The following is a 21,020-nucleotide window of genomic DNA, read 5'->3' on the forward strand; positions in this document are numbered from 1 at the left end:
TTTCACCGTGACTGTCACTTCTGACCTGGTGTCGTACGAGGAAGCCCTCGCGACGTACGACCCCGTCATGGGCCTCGAGGTCCATGTCGAGCTCGGCACCAAGACCAAGATGTTCTGCGGCTGCTCGACCACGCTCAAGCAGGACGCGAACAGCCAGACCTGCCCCACCTGTCTCGGCCTGCCCGGCGCGCTGCCGGTCGTCAACGAGATCGGTGTCGAGTCGGCGATCAAGATCGGCCTCGCGCTGAACTGCGAGATCGCCGAGTGGTGCCGCTTCGCCCGGAAGAACTACTTCTATCCGGACATGCCGAAGAACTTCCAGACCTCCCAGTACGACGAGCCGATCGCCTTCAACGGCTATCTGGACGTCCAGCTGGAGGACGGTGAGATCTTCCGCGTGGAGATCGAGCGCGCCCACATGGAGGAGGACACCGGCAAGTCGACGCACGTCGGTGGCGCGACGGGCCGTATCCACGGCGCCTCGCACTCCCTCCTGGACTACAACCGCGCGGGCATCCCGCTCATCGAGATCGTCACCAAGCCGATCGAGGGCGCGGGCGAGCGGGCCCCCGAGGTCGCCAAGGCGTACGTCGCCGAGCTGCGCGAGCTCATCAAGGCGCTCGGCGTCTCCGAGGCCCGGATGGACAAGGGCCAGATGCGCTGCGACGTGAACCTCTCGCTGCGCCCCCACGGGCAGCGGGAGTTCGGCACGCGCAGCGAGACGAAGAACGTCAACTCGCTGCGCTCCGTGGAGCGCGCGGCGCGCTTCGAGATCCAGCGCCACGCGGCGGTCCTGGGCTCCGGCGGCACCATCGTGCAGGAGACCCGTCACTTCCACGAGGAGGACGGCTCCACGACGTCGGGCCGCATCAAGGACAACGCCGAGGACTACCGGTACTTCCCGGAGCCCGACCTCGTCCCCGTCGCCCCGTCCCGCGAGTGGGTCGAGCAGCTGCGGGCCGGCCTGCCCGAGATGCCGCGCGTGCGCCGCAACCGCCTCCGCGAGGAGTGGGGCGTCACGGAGCACGACATGCAGTCGATCCTGAACGCCGGTGCGGTCGAGCCCATCGTCGCCACGGTCGAGGCGGGCGCCGACCCGGCCGCCGCGCGCAAGTGGTGGATGGGCGAACTGTCCCGCAACGCCAACGAGTCGGGCAGGACCCTCGACGAGCTGCCGGTCACCCCGGCGCAGGTGGCCCGGGTGGCCGAGCTCGTCACCAAGGGCGACCTGAACGACAAGCTGGCGCGCCAGGTCTTCGAGGGTGTCCTCGCGGGCGAGGGCACGCCGGACGAGGTCGTCGAGAAGCGCGGCCTGAAGGTCGTCTCGGACGAGGGCGCGCTGACGTCCGCGGTCGACGAGGCCATCGCCGGCAACCCGGGCGTCGCGGACAAGATCCGCGGCGGCAAGGTCGCCGCGGTCGGCGCGCTGGTCGGCGCGGTCATGAAGGCCACCCGTGGCCAGGCCGACGCGGCCCGCGTCAAGGAACTGATCCTGGAGAAGCTGGGCGTCAGCGAGGGCTGACGGCTCTTCCCCGGACGTAGGGGGCGGCGCACCCACTACTGGGGGCGCCGCCCCTTTTGCGTATCCCCAACGCCTTCGCGTCCGAGACCTTTTGGACGTTCACCCCGACTTCGTCCCGCAGACTTCACAGGGAAACCGGACGTCACTAGCGTCCCCGCCGTACAGGTCAATGGATCGTCAGAGAACCATTGGATGTCGACTGGGAGGTCGCACGTGACTCCGGAGATTTCGCGCAGACGCCTGATGGCGGTCGGCGGTGGCGCGCTGGGCGTCGCCGCCGTCGGCTCGTTCCTGCCGCCGTCGTTGCAGGAAGCCCTCGCGCACGAGCCGCCGCGCGGTGGCGGGCTCGACTCGATCGAGCACGTGGTGATCCTCATGCAGGAGAACCGGTCCTTCGACCACTACTTCGGCTCCCTGCGCGGCGTGCGCGGCTTCGGCGACCGCAACGCGATCCAACTCCCCGGCGGCAAGCCGGTGTTCGAGCAGCCCGGCGTCCTGCGCACGATCCTGCCCTTCCCGGTCCGGCAGGCCGCCGAGACCCAGAAGAAGGACCTCCAGTACATCGGCGCGCTCGACCACTCCTGGGGCGGCGGCGCCACGGCCTGGCACGACGGCTGGATGGACGGCTGGATCACCGCCAAGACGGCGGCCACGATGGCGTACTACACGCGCGAGGACATCCCGCTGCACTACGAACTCGCCGACACGTTCACCGTCTGCGACGCCTACCACTCCTCCATCCACAGCTCCACCAGCCCCAACCGCAACCATCTGTGGAGCGGGAAGACGGGCTACGAGGCGAACGGCAAGCGGGCCGTCGGCAACGACGCGTACGACGAGGGCACGCACCCCGGGTACGGCTGGGGCACGTACGCCGAGCGCCTGGAGAAGGCGGGCGTGAGCTGGCGGACGTACACCGAGTGGGAGAACTTCACCGACAACCAGATCGAGTTCTTCACCACCTTCAAGGCCATCGCCCGCAAGGTGCTCACCGGGACGGGCCTCACCTTCATGGAGGCGTTCTACGCCAAGGTGCGCGACGCCAAGGACGAGGCCGAGCGCGGCAAGCTGCTCGCCGACCTGGAGAAGGGCGTCAAGACCCTCTCCAAGGCCGAGCGTTCGCTCTTCGAGCGCGGTCTGCGGCGCGTGCCCACCGGCAGGCTCGCCGACGAGTTCGCCAAGGACGTCGCGGCCGGCAAGCTCGCGAAGGTCACCTATCTGGTCCCCTCCGCCCAGGACTCCGAGCACCCCAGCGTCTCCTCGCCGATCCACAGCGCGACCATCGTCTACAAGGTCCTCGACGCCCTGGCCTCCCACCCCGACGTCTGGCGCCGCACCGCCGTCTTCATCAACTACGACGAGAACGACGGCTTCTTCGACCACGTCCCGCCGCCCGTGCCCGGCGGCGACTCCGCGGAGGAGCGCGAGGAGCGCTGGGAGGGCAGGCCCACCGGGCTCGGCGTGCGCGTGCCGATGCTCGTCGTCTCGCCGTGGACCGTGGGCGGCTACGTCTGCTCCGAGGTCTTCGACCACACCTCCGTCGTGCGCTTCCTGGAGAAGTGGACCGGCGTGCGGGAGCCCAACATCGGCGCCTGGCGCCGCAAGGTCACCGGCGACCTCACCGGCGCGTTCGACTTCCGCCGCGGCCACCGGCGGCCCGATGTCGAACAGCCGGGCGCCATACCGGCGTTCAGCGGCCGCTGGGCCCCGCAGCCGCCCCTGAAGCAGTCCATGCCGGTCCAGGAGCCCGGCGCCCGCCGCGCCCGCCCGCTGCCGTACCAGCCCGACGCGGACGCCCGCCCCGGCGAGGACGGCACGCTCACGGTGCGGCTGCGCAACGGCGGCAGCTCCAGCGCGCACTTCGCGCTCTATCCGTACGCAGGGGAGTTCCGGATCCCCCAGCATCAGGACGTCGTGCGCAAGGGTTCCTGGACGGTGCCGGTGCCGGGCGACGCGTACGCCTTCACCATCACCGGGCCGAACGGCTTCCGGCGCGAGTTCGCGGGCGGCAAGGGCGGCGGGAGCGGGAAGGGCGGCGGGAGCGGCCGGGACGGGGGCGCGCGGCTCGCCTCCGCGATCACCCGTCGCGAGATCCACCTCACGCTCGCCAACCGCGGCCGCCACTCGCTCGTCTTCACCGTCAAGCCGCTCGGCTATGTGGACGAGGACGACATCAGGTCGCGGACGCGGACCATCCGCGTCAAGGCGGGCAGCAGCCGTACGGTCGCCTGGCACACCGCCGACGAGCACGGCTGGTACGACGTCGAGGTGACCGCCGACGGCGACTCCGCCTTCCGGCGGCGGCTGATGGGACACATCGAGAACGGCCGTACGAGCGTCTCGGGCTGAGGCCGACACGCGGGGTGCGCGAGGGGCCGCGGGCGCGAGGGCCCGCTGTGTGCCCCGCGCGCCTCGCGATTCCCTGGACACGCCCCCGGCCGCGTGACGCGCCGCTTGTGCTCTTGTGAGGATGGCCACGAAAGGGGCCAATGAACTCCAAGGGCTGTCAAGGTGACAGCGGCGCTGATGTCGCCACTCATGCGTTCTTTGCGGGCCCCAGTTGCCGACTGCTGCTCCCGGTGAAGATCCACAGAACATCCAGGGAGCCAGTCCGTGGCAGCACTCGCCCGGTGGTGCGTCAGGCACCGTCTCGTCGTCGTCCTGCTGTGGCTCCTCGCCCTCGGCGCGACCGCGTCCGCCGCCGCGGTCGCCGGAACCGCGTACTCGAACGACTACGAGGTGCCGGGCACCGAGTCGGGCCGCGCGAGCGAGCTCCTGAACGCCGACTTCCCCGGCCTCGGCGGCGACAGCGGCACCGTCGTCTGGCACACGGGACCCGGCACCACCGTCCGCGCCGCCGACATCGAGCAGACGATGTCCCACGCGCTCGACACGATCTCCCGGCTGCCCGCAGTGGCCTCAGTCACCGGGCCCTACGGCGGCGGGGGCGCCGGACAGATCAGCGCGGACGGCCGCACCGCGTACGCCGCCGTCACCTTCCGCGAGCAGGCCGACGACATCGACAAGGCCGACGCACAGGCCGTCGTCGACACCGCCAAGGCCGCCGCGTCCGACCGCCTGCAGGTGGAGCTCGGCGGCACCGCCGTCGGACTCACCGAGTCCAAGAGCGCCCAGGCCGCCGAGGTCGTCGGGGTGGCCGTCGCCGCCGTCGTCCTCTTCCTCGCCTTCGGCTCGCTCGCCGCGTCCGCCCTGCCCATCGCCACGGCCCTGGTGTCCGTCGGCACCGCGTACGCGGGCATCGTCCTGCTCGGCCACCTGATGACCGTCGCGGACTTCGCGCCGATGCTCGGCACCCTGATCGGGCTCGGCGTCGGCATCGACTACGCCCTGTTCATCGTCACCCGGCACCGCAAGGGCCTCAAACGCGGCCTGCCCGTGGCCGTCGCCGCCGAGCGCGCCGTCGCCACCACCGGACGCGCCGTCGTCTTCGCGGGCGCCACCGTCTGCATCGCCCTGCTCGGCATGCTCATCCTGCGCCTCAGCTTCCTGAACGGCGTCGCCATCGCCGCCTCGCTGACCGTCGTCCTCACCGTCGCCGCCTCCGTGACCCTGCTGCCCGCCCTCCTCGCCCGGATCGGCCCGCGCGCGCTCAGCCGCCGCGAGCGCCGCGGACTCGCCGAGCACGGGCCCCGGCCGGAGCTGCCGACCGGGTTCGCCGCCCGCTGGGCCGCCTTCGTCGAGCGCCACCCGCGCCTCCTCGGCGCCCTCGCGGTCCTCGTCATGGCCGTCCTCGCGCTGCCCGCCCTCGCCCTGCACCTGGGCACGTCCGACCAGGGCAACAACCCGGCGAAGACCACCACGCGCCAGGCGTACGACCTCCTCGCCGAGGGCTGGGGACCCGGCGTGAACGGACCCCTGACCCTGGTCAGCGAGGTCTACGGAGCCGGCGACCGGCTGGCCCTCGACGGCCTCGCCACGACGCTGAGGACGACCGAGGGCATCGCCTCCGTGAGCCCGGTGACGTACGGCGACAGCGGCCGTGCCGCCTTCCTCACCGTCGTCCCCGACACGGCCCCGCAGTCCGAGGCGACCAGCGCACTCGTCGACCGGCTGCGCGCGGACGTCCTGCCGAGGGCCGCGGCGGACAGCTCGCTCGACGTGCGCGTCGGCGGGGTCACCGCGAGCTACGACGACTTCGCGGAGATCATCGTCGGCAAGCTCCCGCTCTTCGTGGGCGTGGTCATCGGGCTGGGCTGCGTGCTGCTCCTGCTGGCCTTCCGGTCCCTCGGGATCCCGCTGAAGGCCGCCGCGATGAACGTCGCCGCGGTCGCCTCCGCCTTCGGGATCGTCGTCGCGGTCTTCCAGTGGGGGTGGGGGAGCGAACTGCTCGGACTCGGCAGGGCCGGGCCGATCGAGCCCTTCCTGCCGGTGATCATGGTGTCCGTCCTCTTCGGCCTCTCCATGGACTACCAGGTCTTCCTGGTCAGCCGGATGTACGAGGAGTGGCTGGAGACCGGCGACAACCGGCGGGCCGTCCGCGTCGGCCTCGCCGAGACCAGCCGCGTGATCAACTCCGCGGCCGTGATCATGATTTCGGTTTTCCTCGCCTTCGTCCTCAGCGGCGACCGGGTCATCGCGATGTTCGGCATCGCGCTCGCCGCGGCCGTCGCGCTCGACGCCTTCGTGCTGCGCACCCTGCTCGTACCGGCGCTGATGCACCTGCTCGGCGACGCCAACTGGTGGCTGCCGCGCCACCTGGACCGCCTCCTTCCGCGCATCAGCATCGAGCCGCCCGAATCTCGTTCGAACTCCCGCGGCGCCCGTGCGAGGATCCCCGCACAGCCGGACCCAGACGACGACCTGAGCGGGCCGAAGGAGCGGGATGTTCGCGACAACGCTGGACGAGGGGGCTGAGCTGCGGCCCCTGGAGCCGTGGCAGGCGCAGGAGTTCCTCGAACACATCGGGCGGGCGCGGGAGTACGCGGGGCCGTGGGTGCCCTTCACCGCGACCGTGGACGACCTCGAATCCGCGCGGAACGTGCTCCAGCGGCACGCCGACAGGCAGGCCGCCGACACCGGGCGCTTCTGCGGCATCTGGCTGGACGGCAGGCTGGTGGGCGGCGTCTTCTTCCGCATCTTCGACACGAGCGTCGACGGCTGCGAGGTCGGCGTCTGGCTGGAGCCTTCGGCCGCCGGTCGCGGTCTGGTCAACAAGGCCTCGAAGGTCCTGGTCGACTGGGCCGTGTACGAGCGCGGCATGCACCGCGTGGAGTGGCTGGTCTCCTCGCTCAACGACCGCAGCAAGGCGGCCGCCCGGCGGCTCGGTTTCGTCAAGGACGGCGTGCTGCGGGAGAGCTTCCCCTGGCAGGGGATCCGGCACGACATGGAGGTCTGGTCCGTCCTCGCCCCGGAGTGGCGGGCGCTGCGGGAGGGTGCGGGGCCCGGGTCCCCCGTTCGTTAAGAGAGCTCTCAGACTCCGTCCGTACGGTGCGCAGCATGGGTACCAAGACAGAGGACGCGACCGGGGCGAAGGCTGCCACCGGGGCCAAGGACGCCGACCAGACCGAGGAAGTGACCGGTTCCGACACGTCGGAAGCGAAGACCGGGGTGCCGAAGGCAGACGTCACGAAGTCCGGGGAGCCGTCCGACGCCGTCCCCGGAGCCGACACCGAGGTGGACGAGGACGCGGCCGAGGCCGACGACACGTACGACGCCGCGGCCCGGCCCGCCGGGTCCACCGGTGTCGGCCAGGGCGCCGCGGCCGTCGTCTCCGCCGCACTCGGCGTGATCGGCCTCTCCGGCGGCTGGCTCGGCACGATCGCCGGCGCCCGCTCCAACATCATGGGACAGCTGGAGACCAAGCAGTCCGCGAGCGTCTCCGACCAACTCCAGGCGCTCTACGGCGACTCCTGGCAGGCTACGGCGCTGATCGCCGGCCTCTTCGCGCTCGCCGCGCTGGTCGTCGGCTTCCTCGTCCTGGTCAGGCCCGCGTTCGGCGCGCCCGGCAAGGAGCAGGCGCCGTGGATCAAGTCCGTGGCGTGGGCGGGTGTCGCGCTCGGCGTGATCGGCCTCGTCCTCGCCGTCGCCAAGTACAGCGACCTGCTGCTCGGACTGCCGTCGGCACCTTCCTGAGAGCCTGACCCGCGGATAAGGCAGGGGCGGGGCAGGGGCTAAGGCCCCCGCCCCGCCCCTCGCCGTGTCTAAGGCCCCCGGCCTCCCGGAGATGCGGCACCCGCCCGATGTGGGCGACCCCCCTGGGAAACGAGAGTGGAGACATCGCAGGGAACGACACCGGCGATACCACCGACAACCCGAGGGGTACGAGATGTTCGAGTACGAGATGCACCAGATGCGCGCCGCCGAACTGAGCCGCGAGGCCGCCCACCGCCGGCTGGTCGGCGAGGCCCGCAAGAACCGCGCCGCCGCCCGCCGATCGGCCCGCGACGCAGCAGAGGGGCAGGTGAGTGCGTCGCTCTGGAAGTCCCACTTCACACGGGCCGCCTGAGATGAGCGGACCGGTCCCGGTGTCCGCTCCTCGGATAACGGGTGCCGCATCGTCCACACGCTGTGCGATGCTCGCCGCTGTGGAGACCAGGTCCGTCAGCCCCGTGTTCGTCGGTCGCACCGATGAACTGGGCGTACTGAACGAAGCGCTCGCCCGCGCCACGGGCACCCCCCTCGAAGGAGCCGGGGGCCCCGGCCCGGGCGAGCCGCAGGCGTTGCTGCTCGGCGGTGAGGCGGGGGTCGGAAAGACCCGCCTCATCGAGGAGTTCACCGAGGCCGCCGAGCGGCAGGGCGCCGTCGTCGCGCTCGGCGGCTGCGTCGAGATCGGAGCCGACGGCCTGCCGTTCGCCCCCTTCTCGTCCGCGCTGCGCTCGCTGCGCCGCCGCCTCCCCGACGAACTGGCCGCTGCGGCCGAGGGCCAGGAGGAGGAGCTCGCCCGGATCCTGCCCGAACTGGCCGGTCCCGCCCCGCACGGCCACGGCCCCGGAAGCCGCCCCGACGAACAGGGCATGGCCCGCCTCTTCGAACTCACCGCACGACTCCTGGAGCGGCTCTCCCGCGACCGGACGGTCGTCCTCGCCCTGGAGGACCTGCACTGGGCCGACGCCTCCACCCGCCACCTCCTCGCCTACCTCTTCCGCACCCTGCGCGGCGGCCGCCTCGTCCTGCTCGCCACCTACCGCGCCGACGACATCCACCGCCGCCACCCGCTGCGCCCCCTGCTCGCCGAACTCGACCGGCTGCGCACCGTGCGCCGCATCGAACTCGGCCGCTTCAGCAAGCACGAGGTGGCCCGCCAGATGGCCGGGATATTCGCGGCCGAGCCCGAACAGGGCCTGGTCGACGACATATTCGACCGCTCCGACGGAAACGCCTTCTTCGTCGAGGAGCTCGCCGTCGCCTCCCACGGCAGCAGCTGCGCGAGCCTGACGGACTCCCTGCGCGACCTGCTCCTGGTCCGCGTCGAGGAGCTGCCCGAGGACACCCAGCGGGTCGCCCGGATCGTCGCCGAGGGCGGCTCCACCGTCGAGTACGAACTGCTCGCCGAGGTCGCCGGGCTCGGCGAGGACGACCTGATCGAGGCGCTGCGGGCCGCCGTCGGCGCCAACATCCTGCTGGCCTCCCCGGACGGCGACGGCTACCGCTTCCGGCACTCCCTGGTCCGCGAGGCGGTCAGCGACGACCTGCTGCCCGGCGAACGCTCCCGCATCAACCGCCGCTTCGCCGAGGCCCTGGAGGCCGACCCCGCACTCGTCTCCGCCGACCAGCGCGCCGCCCGCCTCGCCACCTACTGGTACCACGCGCACGACGCGGCCAAGGCCCTGCCCGCCGTGCTCGCCGCCTCCGTCGAGGCCCGCCACCGGCACGCCTACGCCGAGCAACTGCGCCTCCTCGAACGGGCGATGGAGCTGTGGGACGACGCCCCCGAGGCCGTCCGCGACGAGCTCCGCCCGGCCGACTACGTCGAGGGCTACCCGCCCGCACTGCCCGACGGGTGCGGCACCCCCGGCGGCCCCGACGGCTGCGACCCGGCCACCACCCCGCTGCGCTACCTCGACCTGATGGCCGAGGCCACCGTCGCCGGACGCCTCTGCGGCGAACGCGAACGTGCCCTGAAAATCACCAAGCGCGCCCTGCGCCTCCTGGACGACGAGCACGACCCCCTGCGCGCCGCCTGGTTCTGGGTGGCCCGCTCCAGCATCGTCTCCGCCCTCGGCCGCGGCGACGGCTGGACGGAGATCGCCAAGGCCCAGGAGCTGATGCGCGGCCTGCCGCCCTCCGAGGTGCACGCGGACGTCCTCGTCCACCGCGCCTCCTGGGGCATGCTGCACGACCCGGGCCCCGAGACCCTGGCCGCCGCCGAACGCGCCGTCGAGTACGCCCGCATGGTCAAGGCCGACACCATCGAGCTCAACGCCCGCCTCACCCGCGGCAACCTCCTCATCGAGGCCGGCGACCCCGAGGCCGGCCTCGCCGAGATGTACGAGGTCAGGGAACGCGTCATCGCCGAGGCCCTGGTCACGAACCTGAGCCGGGCCCACATCAACCTCCCTTCCGCCCTGGAGGGTGTCGGACGCTCCGCCGAGGCCGTGCGGGTCTCGATGGAGGGCATCGAGTTCTGCCGGAAGTACGGCCTGGTGGACACCGAGGGCTGGGTCTGGGCGAACGCCGCCGAGTCCCTGTACGCCCTCGGCCGCTGGGACGAGTGCGCCGACGCCGTCGCCCGCACCCACCGCTGCGCGCAGAGCTCCAAGCCCCGGGGCTCCGCCGCCCGGTGCTCGGCGCACCTGGCGCTCTCCCGCGGCGACCACGCCGCCGCGACCCGGCACATGCAGTCCGCCCGCCACCACTACGGCAGCCACGACCCGCAGCCGCAGTACTTCCTGCCGCTGACCCGCATCGCCCTCGGCATCGCCGCCGGCGAGGGCCGCGTCCTGGACGGCCGTGCCGAGCTCGAAGCCGCCCTCACCTCCGGCTTCCCCGTGGGCACCCAGCGGTACGCCTGGCCCCTGCTGCTCGCCGCCGCCTCGATGGAGGCCGACGCCCGCGGCCTGCCCGCCGCCGAGCCCGGCCGCCCCGCCGCGGTCGAAGCCATCCGCCGGGCCGCCAAGTCCCTCGCCACCCCCATCCCGCTCTGGCGGGTCTACGACGAGTGGACCCGCGCCGAACTCCTGCGCTCCGAGGGCGGCGACGGCCCCGCCGACTGGTCCGCCGTCACCACCGCCCTCGAACCCCTGGACCGCCCCTACGACCTCGCGCGCGCCCGCCTGCGGCTGGCCGAATCCCTCCTCGCCCCCGACACCACCGACCGCGACCGCGCCGCCCGACTGCTGCGCCAGGCCGGTGAGGTGGCCGACCGGCTCGGCGCCCGGCCGCTCTCCGAGGCCATCACCGGACTCGCCCAGCGGGCCCGCCTCACCCTGCACCCCACGGAGGCCGCCCCCGCCCCCGCAGCCCCGGCCGACCCGGCGCAGGCGCTGGGCCTGACGAGCCGGGAGCGGGACGTCCTGCGCCTGGTCGCGGTGGGCCGCAGCAACCGCCAGATCGCCGAGGAGCTCTTCATCTCCCCGAAGACGGCGAGCGTCCACGTCTCCAACATCCTCGCCAAGCTGTCCGTCACCGGCCGCGGCGAGGCCGCCGCGCTCGCCCACCGGCTGCGGCTGTTCCCCGCGGCCGACGCGCAGGTGCAGGCCACCCGCTGACCTGCGCCTTCCCGGGCCAGCCGGGTTTTTGCGCGGCCTCGCTTACGCTTGACGGCAGAGACTCGGCTCCTGGGAGGCGCAGTGTTCAACGCGATCGAGGCCCTGTTCGCGCCGGGGCGCAAGCACACCGACGACGAGCAGAAGCGCCTGGAGCTGGCGCGCGTCGACCTCGCCGACGGTGACCCGGGACGCGGGCTGATAGACCTGACGTCGGGAAAGGTGGTCGTACGCCCACCCGTACCGGCCCCGCGGAGCGATGAGGGCCCGGACGACGCCGATGCGGCACCCGGCCCCGATGCGGCAGGGAGCTGACTACTTCACCTCCACCTCAAGGATCTTGTCGTCCCCCTTCTCCGGTGTCCCCCGAGAGTCCGTCTCGCTGGTGACCAGCCACAGCTTGTCGCCGCCCGCCGCGAGGACCGTGCGCAGTCTGCCGTGCTCGCCCTTCAGGAAGGCCTGTGGCTCCCGCTGGCCCGCCACGCCCCGCACGGGGACGCGCCACAACCGCTCACCGCGCAGGCCCGCCATCCAGACGGAGCCCTCGGCGTAGGCGACACCGCTCGGTGAGGCCTCCGAGGTCTTCCACTGGGCGACCGGATCGCGGTATCCCTCCTCGCCGGCCTTGCCCTCGGCCTCCGGCCAGCCGTAGTTGCCACCGGCCTCGATCCCGTTCAGCTCGTCCCAGGTGTCCTGGCCGAACTCCGAGGCCCACAGCCGCTTCTGCTCGTCCCAGGCCAGGCCCTGCACATTGCGGTGGCCGTACGAATAGACGGGGGAGTCGCCGAAGGGATTGCCGGGGGCCGGGTCGCCGTCCGGTGTGAGGCGGAGGATCTTGCCGCCCAGGGACTTCTTGTCCTGCGCGAGACCGGTCTCGCCCGTCTCACCCGCTCCCGCGTACAGCATCCTGTCGGGGCCGAAGGCGATCCGGCCGCCGTTGTGGATCATGCCCTTGGGGATGCCCTTGAAGACCGTGTCCGGGGCGCCGAGCTGCTCACCGGACGGCTTCGCCTCCTCGTACAGCATGCGGGCGATGCGGTTGTCGGACTCCGTCGTGAAGTACGCGTACACCAAGTGGTCCGACGCGTACGAAGGGGAGAGGGCGAGGCCGAGGAGGCCGCCCTCGCCGCCGGGGGAGACGCCGGGCACCGTGCCGAGCTCCGTCTTCTTGCCCGTCTTCCCGTCCACCCGGATGATCGTCCCCTCGTCGCGCGAGGAGACGAGGAGATCGCCGCCGGGCAGCGGCGCGAGGCCCCAGGGGGATTTCAGGCCGGTGGCGAGTGTGCGGGTGACCTTGGCGGAACCCTTCTCCGGCGGTGCCTCGGCACCCGCCTTGCCGGTGGGGGCGTGGCTGGACTCGCGTCCCGACGGGCCCTCGCGGCGGTCCGGTTCGGCGTCGCCGCCGGAGGAACATCCGGCCGCGAACACGAGGGCGGCGGCGGCAAGCACGGCCGTAACAGCAGGTCGTTGCACGATCAGGTTCCCTTCGACGCAGCGCTTCCCCTGTTCATACACCGCTCGCGCCCCGCAGGTTCCCCTTCCACCGCCACTGGGTTGGGGGACGCCAGGAAGGGGTCGGGGCGTTACGAGGGGCTCGGGGCGTCACGGGGGGGCTCGGGGCGGCACGAGGGCCTCCTCAGTCCCACGACCCCAGCGCCGCGGGCAGCGCCGCGATCTCCGCCAGGTCCGTCTCCGTCAGCCGCACCGCCGCCGCCCCGGCGTTCTCGACCGCCCAGCGCTCCCGCTTGGCCCCGGGTATCGGCACCACGTACCGGCCCTGCGCGAGGACCCAGGCGAGCGCGACCTGCGCCGGTGTCGCCCCGTGCCGCTCCGCCACCCGGCGCAGCCCCACCACGAGCGACTGGTTGGCCGCCATCATCTCGGCGGTGAAGCGCGGGTGGCGGGCCCGCAGGTCGTCCGGCTCGAAGCCCTGGCCGGGCGTCAGCGTCCCCGTGAGGAAGCCGTTCCCCAGCGGCATCGCCGCGAGGAGACCGATCCCGCGCGCCACGCACCACGGCAGCAGCGCGTCCAGCGCCTCCGGCGACCACACCGAGAGCTCGGCCTCCACCGCGCTCACCGGAAACACCTGCTGCGCCCGTTCGAGGAGCCGGATCGTTCCGTCGTGCAGCCCGGGACCCGGGCGCCCCGGCGCCGCGCGCCGGTGCGAGCGCGCCCCCATCGCGCAGAGCCCCAGGGCCCGCACCTTCCCCGCGGCGACGAGCTCGGCCATCGCGCCCCAGGTCTCCTCGATGGGCACCTCGGGGTCGGGCCGGTGCAGCTGGTACAGGTCGATGGTGTCCGTCTGCAGCCGCCGCAGCGACGCGTCGCAGGCCCGTTTCACGTAGCCGGGGCGGCCGTTGGCGACGATGTGCTGCTCGCCGACGAGCAGCCCGCACTTCGTCGACACGAACGCCTCGGCGCGCCGCTCCTTGAGCACCCTGCCGATCAACAGCTCATTGGTGAACGGCCCGTACATGTCAGCGGTGTCCAGGAGCGTCACCCCGTCGGCGCCGGCCGCGTCCAGGGCGGCGTGCAGCGTGCGCACCGACGCGTCGCCCCGCTGCCGCGAGCCGGTGTATGCCCAGCTCATCGGCATGCAGCCGAGCCCGACGGCGCCCACTTCGAGCGCCCCCGCGCCGATCGTCCTGCGCTCCACCTGGCCGTACCCTCCCACTCCTCGTCCGGAGATCATCAAAACTAACCGCTGACGCTCCGGCCCCGGGCGCTGCCTCCCCGGGGGCACCGTCCGAGCGGCGCGCATTAGCCTCCAGCCATGACGACAGATGCGATGACAGGTACGCCGACAGGTACGCCGACAGAGGTATGGCTTCCGTTCGAAGCGCACGAGATCCAGGGGCTGCCCGAGGCCTCCACGGCGGGCCTCACCTACCGGTACTGGGACGGCGAACCGGAGTTCCCCGCGGACCCGGCCGACTGCGCCTTCTATGTGGTGCCCTACATGAAGCCCACGGAGACCGCCGTACGCCCGCTGTCCGCGATGACGTCCGTACGCGTCGTACAGACCCTCACCGCGGGCATCGATCACGTCGAACCGGGGATCAAGTACCTCGCGCCCGGTGTGCAGTTGTGCAACGCCCGGGGCGTGCACGAGGCGAGCACCGCCGAGCTCGCGCTCACCCTGATCCTCTCCTCCCTGCGGGGTATCCCGCGCTTCGTGGCGGGACAGCGGCAGGAGGAGTGGCGGTCGGGGTTCTATCCGGCGCTCGCCGACAAGTCCGTGCTCATCGTGGGGTACGGATCGATCGGCGCGGCCATCGAGGACAGGCTCGCCCCCTTCGAATGCGCGCGGGTGGCGCGCGTCGCGCGCTCTGCCCGTGCCACAGAGCGCGGCCCGGTGCACCCCCTCGCCGACCTGCCATCCCTGCTGCCCGAAGCGGACGTCGTCATCCTCTCGACACCGCTCACAGAGACCACACGTGGGCTGGTGGGTGCCGACTTCCTGGCGCGGATGAAGGATGGCGCGCTGCTCGTGAACGTCGCGCGCGGACCCGTCGTCGACACCGAAGCGCTCGTCGTCGAACTGGAGTCGGGGCGCCTCACCGCCGCCCTCGACGTGACCGACCCCGAACCGCTGCCCGCAGGTCACCGCCTGTGGCAGGCTCCCGGAGTGCTCATCAGCCCGCACGTGGGAGGCTCGTCGTCCGCTTTCCGGCCGCGCGCCAAGCGACTCCTCGCCGCGCAGCTGACCGCGTACGCGGCCGGGAAGCCGCTCGACAACATCGTGCTGACCACGGGCAGTTGACCGGCCGAAGACGCTTTGTGCACGCTCCGCACCCGCCTGCGTGCGCCCCGTGTCCGCTTCGGCGTCGACAGTCACGGAGCGTAGAGGAGCTATGTCCCTGAGTGACGAGTCTGGTGTATCGTCCCGACTGGGGATGCGCCGTGGACCCTTCGGCGCCGGGGACGAGACATGAGACTGCGAGGGGGGCGACGGGCGATGCATTGCCTATGGGCGAAAGATCCGACGCGGCGGGAGCGCAGCCGACGACTCCGGCGCACACCGGCCCGCAGGCGCAGGCGAGTCGGGAGCCGCACGAGCGGCCGTCGCCGCACGCACCAGCGCCCCTGCCGGCCCGGCCGGCGTCCGGGCCGGGCGGACACGGGAGCGGCACGGACCGAGGCGGCGCGGTGAGTGCCCGCGTGACCACCGCCGCTGTCCTCGACGGAGGTCTGGCGGCGCTGCCGTCCAGAGCGCGGTCGGTCCGCCGGCCGCCGCAGAGCGGTCGCGGCCTCGCCTCCCAGCTGGTCCTCCTGCTGGTCTGCGGCGCGTATGCCGCAGGCTCCGCGCTCGGCTGGGGTTCGGACCGACTCGCCCTGATCATGGGCGACTTCGGCCTCAGCGTCGCCGCCGCGGCAGCCGCGGTCTCCTGCTTCCGGTACGCCCGCACCCGGCGCAGCCGCTTTCGACCCGCATGGCTGTTGTTCGCGCTCTCCTCCGCGATGGCAGCCCTGGGCAACGCGGTGTGGGGCTGGTACGAGGTGGTGCTCGACGAACGGGTGCCCCCGCTCGGCCTCGCCGACGTGTTCTTCCTGTGCTTCGCCCCGCCCGCCATCATCGGACTCCTCGTGCTGGCCAAGCGCCCGGTGACGCGGGCGGGTTGGGTCTGCCTCGGCCTCGACGCCTGGCTCATCGGGGGCTCGCTCCTGACGCTCTCCTGGAGCCTGGCGCTCGCGAGCGCCGCGAAGTTCGAGGGAGAGGGCGTCACGCAGGACGCGCTCTCCCTCGCGTATCCACTGCTCGACATCGCGCTGGTCAGCATGGTCCTCGCGCTGCACTTCAGACGCTCGTCCGCCCATCGCACACCCGTGAACACCGCGATCGGCGCGCTCGCCCTGACCGTGATGTGCGACGCCCTGTTCACCTCGCCGCTGCTGCACGCCACCTACCGCTCGGGCCAGATGCTCGACGCCGGATGGTTCGCGGGCTCGCTGCTCCTCGCGTACGCCCCGTGGGCCGCGCCCTGGCACGCGCGCGAGGCGAACGGCCCGGGCCACACGCGCGTGGCGTACGACAGCGGGCCCGAGGAGCCGCGGACCGCCGGGACCCGTCCGATCGCCGGATCGCTGGCCGCCCTCACGCCGTATCTCGCCGCGGCCGTCTGCACGTTGGGGATCCTCTACACCGTCCTGAGCGGCCAGCGCGTCGATCGCGTCGTGCTCTTCACGGGCGGCACCGTGGTGCTCGCCCTCGTGGTGCGCCAGGGCATCATGCTCATGGACAACATCACGCTGACCCAGGAACTGGCCCAGAAGGAGAACCACTTCAGATCGCTGGTCCAGGGGTCCAGCGACGTCATCATGATCGCCGCGCCGAACGGCATCCTGCGGTACGTGAGCCCGGCCGCCGCCGGGGTCTACGGCCGTGACGCCGACGAGCTCGTCGGCTGCGAACTCGCCACGCTCATGCACCCCGAGGACCTCGGCAGAGTCGTCCACGAGATCCGCAGGTTCCTCGCCGCCAACCCCGTCGAGGAGCCCACCACCCGCATAGAGTGCCGCTTCAAGTCCGGTGACGGCGAGTGGCTGAACGTGGAGTCCACCGTCAACCGCCACCAGGGCGGCCTCATCTTCAACAGCAGGGACGTCACCGAACGGGTACGGCTCCAGGCGCAGTTGCAGCACAACGCCGAACACGACCCGCTCACCGACCTGCCCAACCGCGCCCTGTTCACCCGGCGCGTGGGCCAGGCCCTGACCGGCCGCAGAGTGACCGACCGCGGCACGGCCGTGCTCTTCATCGACCTCGACGGCTTCAAGGCCGTCAACGACACCATCGGACACCAGGCCGGTGACGAGCTCCTCATCCAGGCGGCGCGCAGACTTCAGGAGGCGGTGCGTTCGGGCGACACCGCCTCCCGGCTCGGCGGCGATGAGTTCGCGGCTCTCATCGTCGGCGACGGAACCAGGGACCAGGCCGCGAGAGAACGGCACATCTACGAGCTCGCCGACCGGCTGAGAATTGCCCTGTCCCAGCCCTACGCCATCGACGGCAACGACGTGCGCGTGGCGGCGTCCATCGGTGTGGCCTTCGCCGAGCCGGGCATCGGCGCGGGGGAGCTGCTGCGCAACGCCGACCTCGCGATGTACCGCGCCAAGGCCGCGGGCAAGGGACGCGTCGAGCTGTACGCGCCCCAGATGCAGGCCGACGTCGTCCGCAAGGCGGAGCTCGCCACCCGGCTGCGCGCCGCCCTGCACGACGGCGAGTTCGCGCTGCTCCACCAGCCCGTCGTCGCACTGGACGACGGCCGGATCACGGCGGTCTCGGCCCAGGCCCGCTGGCGCTCGGCGCAGGGCGTCCTGTTCACGCCCGCCGAGTTCCTGCGGGTGTCCGAGCGGGGAGAGCGCCAGGACGGCGGCCGCGCGGCCGAGCTCGGCCGCTGGATGTTCGAGGCGGCCGTCGAGCAGGCCGCCGAGCGCGGCAGGAACGGCCACGCGGTGCCCGTCTCCGTGCGGATGAGCGCCCGCCGCCTCCTCGACCGCTCCATGCCGCTGGCCTCCATCGAGTCGCTCCTGACCCGGCACGGGCTGCCCTCCGGCGCGCTCATCATCGAGCTCGCCGGAAGCGACCCCCGGGTCTCGCTCGACGAGCTGGAGCGCCGCCTCGCGTCCCTGCGCAGGCTGGGCGTGCGCATCGCCCTCGACGGCTTCGGCAGCGGCTACGCGGCCATCACGGCGCTGCGCCGGCTCCCCGTGGACATCCTGAAGCTGGACCGCGGTCTGATCGAGGGTGTCGTGGAGTCCGCCCGCCTGTACAAGATCACCTCCGGGCTGCTGCGGATCGCGGGCGACCTGGGTCTGCTCTCCGTGGCGGACGGCGTCGACCTGCCCGAACAGGCGGTCGCGCTCCGCGCCATGGGCTGCACGCACGGGCAGGGGACGGCGTTCGCCGGGGCCCTGGACGAGTACCGGCTGCGCCGGGCGCTCTCCGTCGGGGAGTATCCGGTGCCGCTCGGCGCCGCCGAGCCGGTGTTCGCGGGCGGGCCCTCGGGGGCGTACGCGAGCAGTGCATCCGGTAGGTACGGGGTCGGGCCCGCGGCGGTGTTCAGCGGCACCCCGGGGGCGTACACGGGCGGCCCCACGGCCTATGCCCGCTCACATAATGAGACCCCCGTCCCACCTACTTGACAGGTACTGCGTGCCGGGGGGAGGGTCAATGCCATGCGCACCCGAATTCTCGTACTTGGAAAGCGCGTCGGCTGAAGCTGGGACTGACTGGTCCGAACACCGTCATCCTTGCGACCGCACCCGGCGCGCTCCCCTCGCTTGCCTCACGGCACGAGGGGTTTTTTGTTGCACTGGCACCTGCCAAACCCCCGCAAAACCCCCGCAAAAACCCTCAGCTTCGAGAAGAGATCGCCGATGACCGAGCAGGCCACCGGGGCCCACCATCCGCAGCCGCGGCCCCGTACCTCAGGACACCAGTCCACCCCTGTCGAGCACGTGACGGGTGCGCAGTCCCTGATTCGTTCTCTCGAGGAGGTCGGGGCCGACACCGTGTTCGGCATTCCCGGCGGTGCCATCCTTCCGGCGTACGACCCGATGATGGACTCCACCCGGGTGCGGCACGTGCTGGTCCGCCACGAGCAGGGCGCGGGGCACGCGGCCACCGGGTACGCGCAGGCCACCGGCAAGGTCGGCGTCTGCATGGCGACGAGCGGCCCCGGCGCCACCAACCTGGTCACCCCGATCGCCGACGCCCACATGGACTCCGTCCCCATGGTCGCGATCACCGGCCAGGTCGCCTCCAAGGCGATCGGCACGGACGCCTTCCAGGAGGCGGACATCGTCGGCATCACGATGCCGATCACGAAGCACAACTTCCTGGTCACCAAGTCCGAGGACATCCCGCGGACCATCGCCGAGGCCTTCCACATCGCCTCCACCGGCCGTCCGGGCCCCGTCCTCGTGGACATCGCGAAGGACGCGCTGCAGGCGCAGACGACCTTCTCCTGGCCGCCGCAGCAGGACCTGCCCGGCTACCGCCCGGTGACCAAGCCGCACGCCAAGCAGATCCGTGAGGCGGCCAAGCTGATCACCGCCGCCAAGCGGCCGGTCCTGTACGTCGGCGGCGGTGTCCTCAAGGCCCACGCCACCGCCGAGCTGAAGGTCCTCGCAGAACTCACCGGAGCGCCCGTCACCACCACACTGATGGCGCTCGGCGCATTCCCCGATAGTCACGAGCTGCACGTGGGAATGCCGGGCATGCACGGAGCGGTCACCGCCGTCACCGCGCTGCAGAAGGCCGACCTGATCGTCGCCCTCGGAGCCCGCTTCGACGACCGCGTCACCGGCAAGCTGGACAGCTTCGCCCCGTACGCGAAGATCGTGCACGCCGACATCGACCCGGCCGAGATCGGCAAGAACCGCGCCGCCGACGTGCCGATCGTCGGTGACGCCCGTGAGGTCATCGCCGACCTCGTCCAGGCGGTCCAGGCCGAGCACACCGAGGGCCACACCGGCGACTACACCGCCTGGTGGGCCGACCTCAACCGCTGGCGCGACACCTACCCGCTCGGCTACACCCAGCCCGAGGACGGCTCCCTCTCGCCGCAGCACGTCATCGAGCGCGTCGGCCAACTCGCCCCGGAGGGGACGATCTTCGCGGCGGGCGTCGGCCAGCACCAGATGTGGGCCGCGCACTTCATCCAGTACGAGACCCCGGCCACCTGGCTCAACTCCGGCGGCGCCGGGACGATGGGCTACGCGGTCCCGGCCGCGATGGGCGCCAAGGCGGGACAGCCCGACCGCACGGTCTGGGCGATCGACGGCGACGGCTGCTTCCAGATGACCAATCAGGAGCTCACCACCTGCGCCCTGAACAACATCCCGATCAAGGTCGCCATCATCAACAACGGCGCCCTCGGGATGGTCCGCCAGTGGCAGACGCTGTTCTACAACCAGCGTTACTCCAACACCGTCCTGCACAGCGGTCCCGAGGACATCGGCCCCAACAAGGGCACCCGCGTCCCGGACTTCGTGAAGCTGTCGGAGGCCATGGGCTGTGTGGCCCTGCGCTGCGAGCGCCCCGAGGACCTCGACAAGGTCATCGCCGAGGCCAACGCCATCAACGACCGGCCCGTCGTCGTCGACTTCATCGTCCACGAGGACGCCCAGGTCTGGCCGATGGTCGCAGCCGGCACCTCGAACGACGAGGTCATGGCCGCCCGGGGCGTCCGCCCCGACTTCGGCGACAACGAAGACGACTGAGACCGAGAGCGAAAGAGAGACCCAGAGTCATGTCCACCAAGCACACGCTCTCCGTCCTGGTCGAGAACACCCCCGGCATCCTCGCCCGGATCGCCGCCCTGTTCTCGCGCCGCGGCTTCAACATCGACTCGCTCGCCGTGGGCGTCACCGAGCACCCCGACATCTCCCGCATCACCATCGTCGTGAACGTCGAGGACCTGCCGCTCGAACAGGTCACGAAGCAGCTCAACAAGCTCGTCAACGTCCTGAAGATCGTCGAACTGGAGCCGGGCGCCGCCGTGGCCCGTGAACTCGTCCTGGCGAAGGTCCGCGCCGACAACGAGACCCGCTCCCAGATCGTCGAGATCGTCCAGCTGTTCCGCGCCAAGACCGTGGACGTCTCCCCGGAGGCCGTCACCATCGAGGCCACCGGCAGCAGCGACAAGCTGGAGGCCATGCTCAAGATGCTGGAGCCCTTCGGCATCAAGGAGCTCGTCCAGTCCGGCACCATCGCGATCGGCCGGGGCTCCCGCTCCATCACGGACCGCAGTCTGCGGGCGCTCGACCGCTCGGCCTGAGGCCGACCGGCCGGAACCCGCCCCCGGGTCCGCCCGCATGGCGAGACC

At 72.0% G+C, this 21,020-nt stretch carries 14 protein-coding genes; 12 read left to right on the plus strand and 2 right to left on the minus strand.

Going from position 1 to position 21,020, the window contains the following annotated elements:
- Positions 1 to 7 precede the first annotated feature (7 nt).
- The 8 genes from gatB to ACZ69I_RS31520 all read left to right on the plus strand — a co-directional run bounded on the left by gatB (position 8) and on the right by ACZ69I_RS31520 (position 11,502).
- Complete coding sequence (gene gatB / locus ACZ69I_RS31485) at positions 8 to 1,522, plus strand: Asp-tRNA(Asn)/Glu-tRNA(Gln) amidotransferase subunit GatB (RefSeq protein ID WP_467671611.1); 1,515 nt, start codon at positions 8 to 10, stop codon at positions 1,520 to 1,522.
- 213 nt (positions 1,523 to 1,735) lie between these two features.
- The gene (locus ACZ69I_RS31490) at positions 1,736 to 3,871 is read left to right on the plus strand and encodes a phosphocholine-specific phospholipase C (RefSeq protein WP_470835976.1); all 2,136 of its coding nucleotides are present in this window, start codon (positions 1,736 to 1,738) and stop codon (positions 3,869 to 3,871) included.
- 264 nt (positions 3,872 to 4,135) lie between these two features.
- On the plus strand, positions 4,136 to 6,397 hold the full coding sequence (locus tag ACZ69I_RS31495) for an MMPL family transporter (RefSeq protein WP_470835977.1): 2,262 nt from the start codon (positions 4,136 to 4,138) through the stop codon (positions 6,395 to 6,397).
- Positions 6,366 to 6,944: a GNAT family N-acetyltransferase gene (locus tag ACZ69I_RS31500; protein ID WP_467671617.1), complete on the plus strand. Its 579-nt coding sequence runs from the start codon at positions 6,366 to 6,368 to the stop codon at positions 6,942 to 6,944. The genes ACZ69I_RS31495 and ACZ69I_RS31500 overlap by 32 nt, the downstream gene beginning before the upstream one ends.
- A gap of 35 nt (positions 6,945 to 6,979) precedes the next feature.
- The gene (locus ACZ69I_RS31505; RefSeq protein WP_470835978.1) at positions 6,980 to 7,615 is read left to right on the plus strand and encodes a hypothetical protein; all 636 of its coding nucleotides are present in this window, start codon (positions 6,980 to 6,982) and stop codon (positions 7,613 to 7,615) included.
- Between the two features lie 193 nt (positions 7,616 to 7,808).
- Positions 7,809 to 7,988 (plus strand): hypothetical protein, encoded by a 180-nt coding sequence (locus ACZ69I_RS31510; protein WP_467671621.1) that lies wholly within the window; start codon positions 7,809 to 7,811, stop codon positions 7,986 to 7,988.
- Between the two features lie 67 nt (positions 7,989 to 8,055).
- Entirely contained in the window at positions 8,056 to 11,190 is a 3,135-nt protein-coding gene (locus ACZ69I_RS31515; protein WP_470835979.1) for a helix-turn-helix transcriptional regulator, read from the plus strand.
- A gap of 81 nt (positions 11,191 to 11,271) precedes the next feature.
- The gene (locus ACZ69I_RS31520) at positions 11,272 to 11,502 is read left to right on the plus strand and encodes a DUF6191 domain-containing protein (RefSeq protein WP_470835981.1); all 231 of its coding nucleotides are present in this window, start codon (positions 11,272 to 11,274) and stop codon (positions 11,500 to 11,502) included.
- Here ACZ69I_RS31520 and ACZ69I_RS31525 read toward each other — a convergent pair whose 3' ends face one another.
- Both ACZ69I_RS31525 and ACZ69I_RS31530 read right to left on the minus strand, forming a co-directional pair.
- Positions 11,503 to 12,666, minus strand: a complete 1,164-nt coding sequence (locus tag ACZ69I_RS31525; protein WP_470836039.1) for a PQQ-dependent sugar dehydrogenase — start codon at positions 12,664 to 12,666, stop codon at positions 11,503 to 11,505.
- A 157-nt stretch (positions 12,667 to 12,823) separates the two neighbouring features.
- The gene (locus ACZ69I_RS31530; RefSeq protein WP_470835983.1) at positions 12,824 to 13,843 is read right to left on the minus strand and encodes an aldo/keto reductase; all 1,020 of its coding nucleotides are present in this window, start codon (positions 13,841 to 13,843) and stop codon (positions 12,824 to 12,826) included.
- Positions 13,844 to 13,960: 117 nt separating this feature from the next.
- Here ACZ69I_RS31530 and ACZ69I_RS31535 point away from each other — a divergent pair, with 117 nt between their 5' ends.
- The 4 genes from ACZ69I_RS31535 to ilvN all read left to right on the plus strand — a co-directional run bounded on the left by ACZ69I_RS31535 (position 13,961) and on the right by ilvN (position 20,972).
- Positions 13,961 to 14,950, plus strand: a complete 990-nt coding sequence (locus tag ACZ69I_RS31535; RefSeq protein ID WP_470835985.1) for a 2-hydroxyacid dehydrogenase — start codon at positions 13,961 to 13,963, stop codon at positions 14,948 to 14,950.
- Between the two features lie 386 nt (positions 14,951 to 15,336).
- Positions 15,337 to 18,333, plus strand: coding sequence for a putative bifunctional diguanylate cyclase/phosphodiesterase (locus ACZ69I_RS31540; protein WP_470835986.1), 2,997 nt, complete (start codon positions 15,337 to 15,339; stop codon positions 18,331 to 18,333).
- Between the two features lie 234 nt (positions 18,334 to 18,567).
- Entirely contained in the window at positions 18,568 to 20,415 is a 1,848-nt protein-coding gene (locus tag ACZ69I_RS31545) for an acetolactate synthase large subunit (protein WP_470835987.1), read from the plus strand.
- Between the two features lie 29 nt (positions 20,416 to 20,444).
- Complete coding sequence (ilvN, locus tag ACZ69I_RS31550; RefSeq protein WP_055568881.1) at positions 20,445 to 20,972, plus strand: acetolactate synthase small subunit; 528 nt, start codon at positions 20,445 to 20,447, stop codon at positions 20,970 to 20,972.
- Positions 20,973 to 21,020 lie beyond the last annotated feature (48 nt).

This window comes from Streptomyces sp. NPDC036815 (assembly GCF_055609205.1).

Bases quoted from the DNA above. Each gene is read 5' to 3' on its own strand.
- ACZ69I_RS31500 (WP_467671617.1), top strand. From the start codon at position 6,366: ATGTTCGCGACAACGCTGGACGAGGGGGCTGAGCTGCGGCCCCTGGAG.
- ACZ69I_RS31505 (WP_470835978.1), top strand. From the start codon at position 6,980: ATGGGTACCAAGACAGAGGACGCGACCGGGGCGAAGGCTGCCACCGGG.
- ACZ69I_RS31510 (WP_467671621.1), top strand. From the start codon at position 7,809: ATGTTCGAGTACGAGATGCACCAGATGCGCGCCGCCGAACTGAGCCGC.
- ACZ69I_RS31515 (WP_470835979.1), top strand. From the start codon at position 8,056: ATGCTCGCCGCTGTGGAGACCAGGTCCGTCAGCCCCGTGTTCGTCGGT.
- ACZ69I_RS31535 (WP_470835985.1), top strand. From the start codon at position 13,961: ATGACGACAGATGCGATGACAGGTACGCCGACAGGTACGCCGACAGAG.
- ACZ69I_RS31545 (WP_470835987.1), top strand. From the start codon at position 18,568: ATGACCGAGCAGGCCACCGGGGCCCACCATCCGCAGCCGCGGCCCCGT.
- ilvN (WP_055568881.1), top strand. From the start codon at position 20,445: ATGTCCACCAAGCACACGCTCTCCGTCCTGGTCGAGAACACCCCCGGC.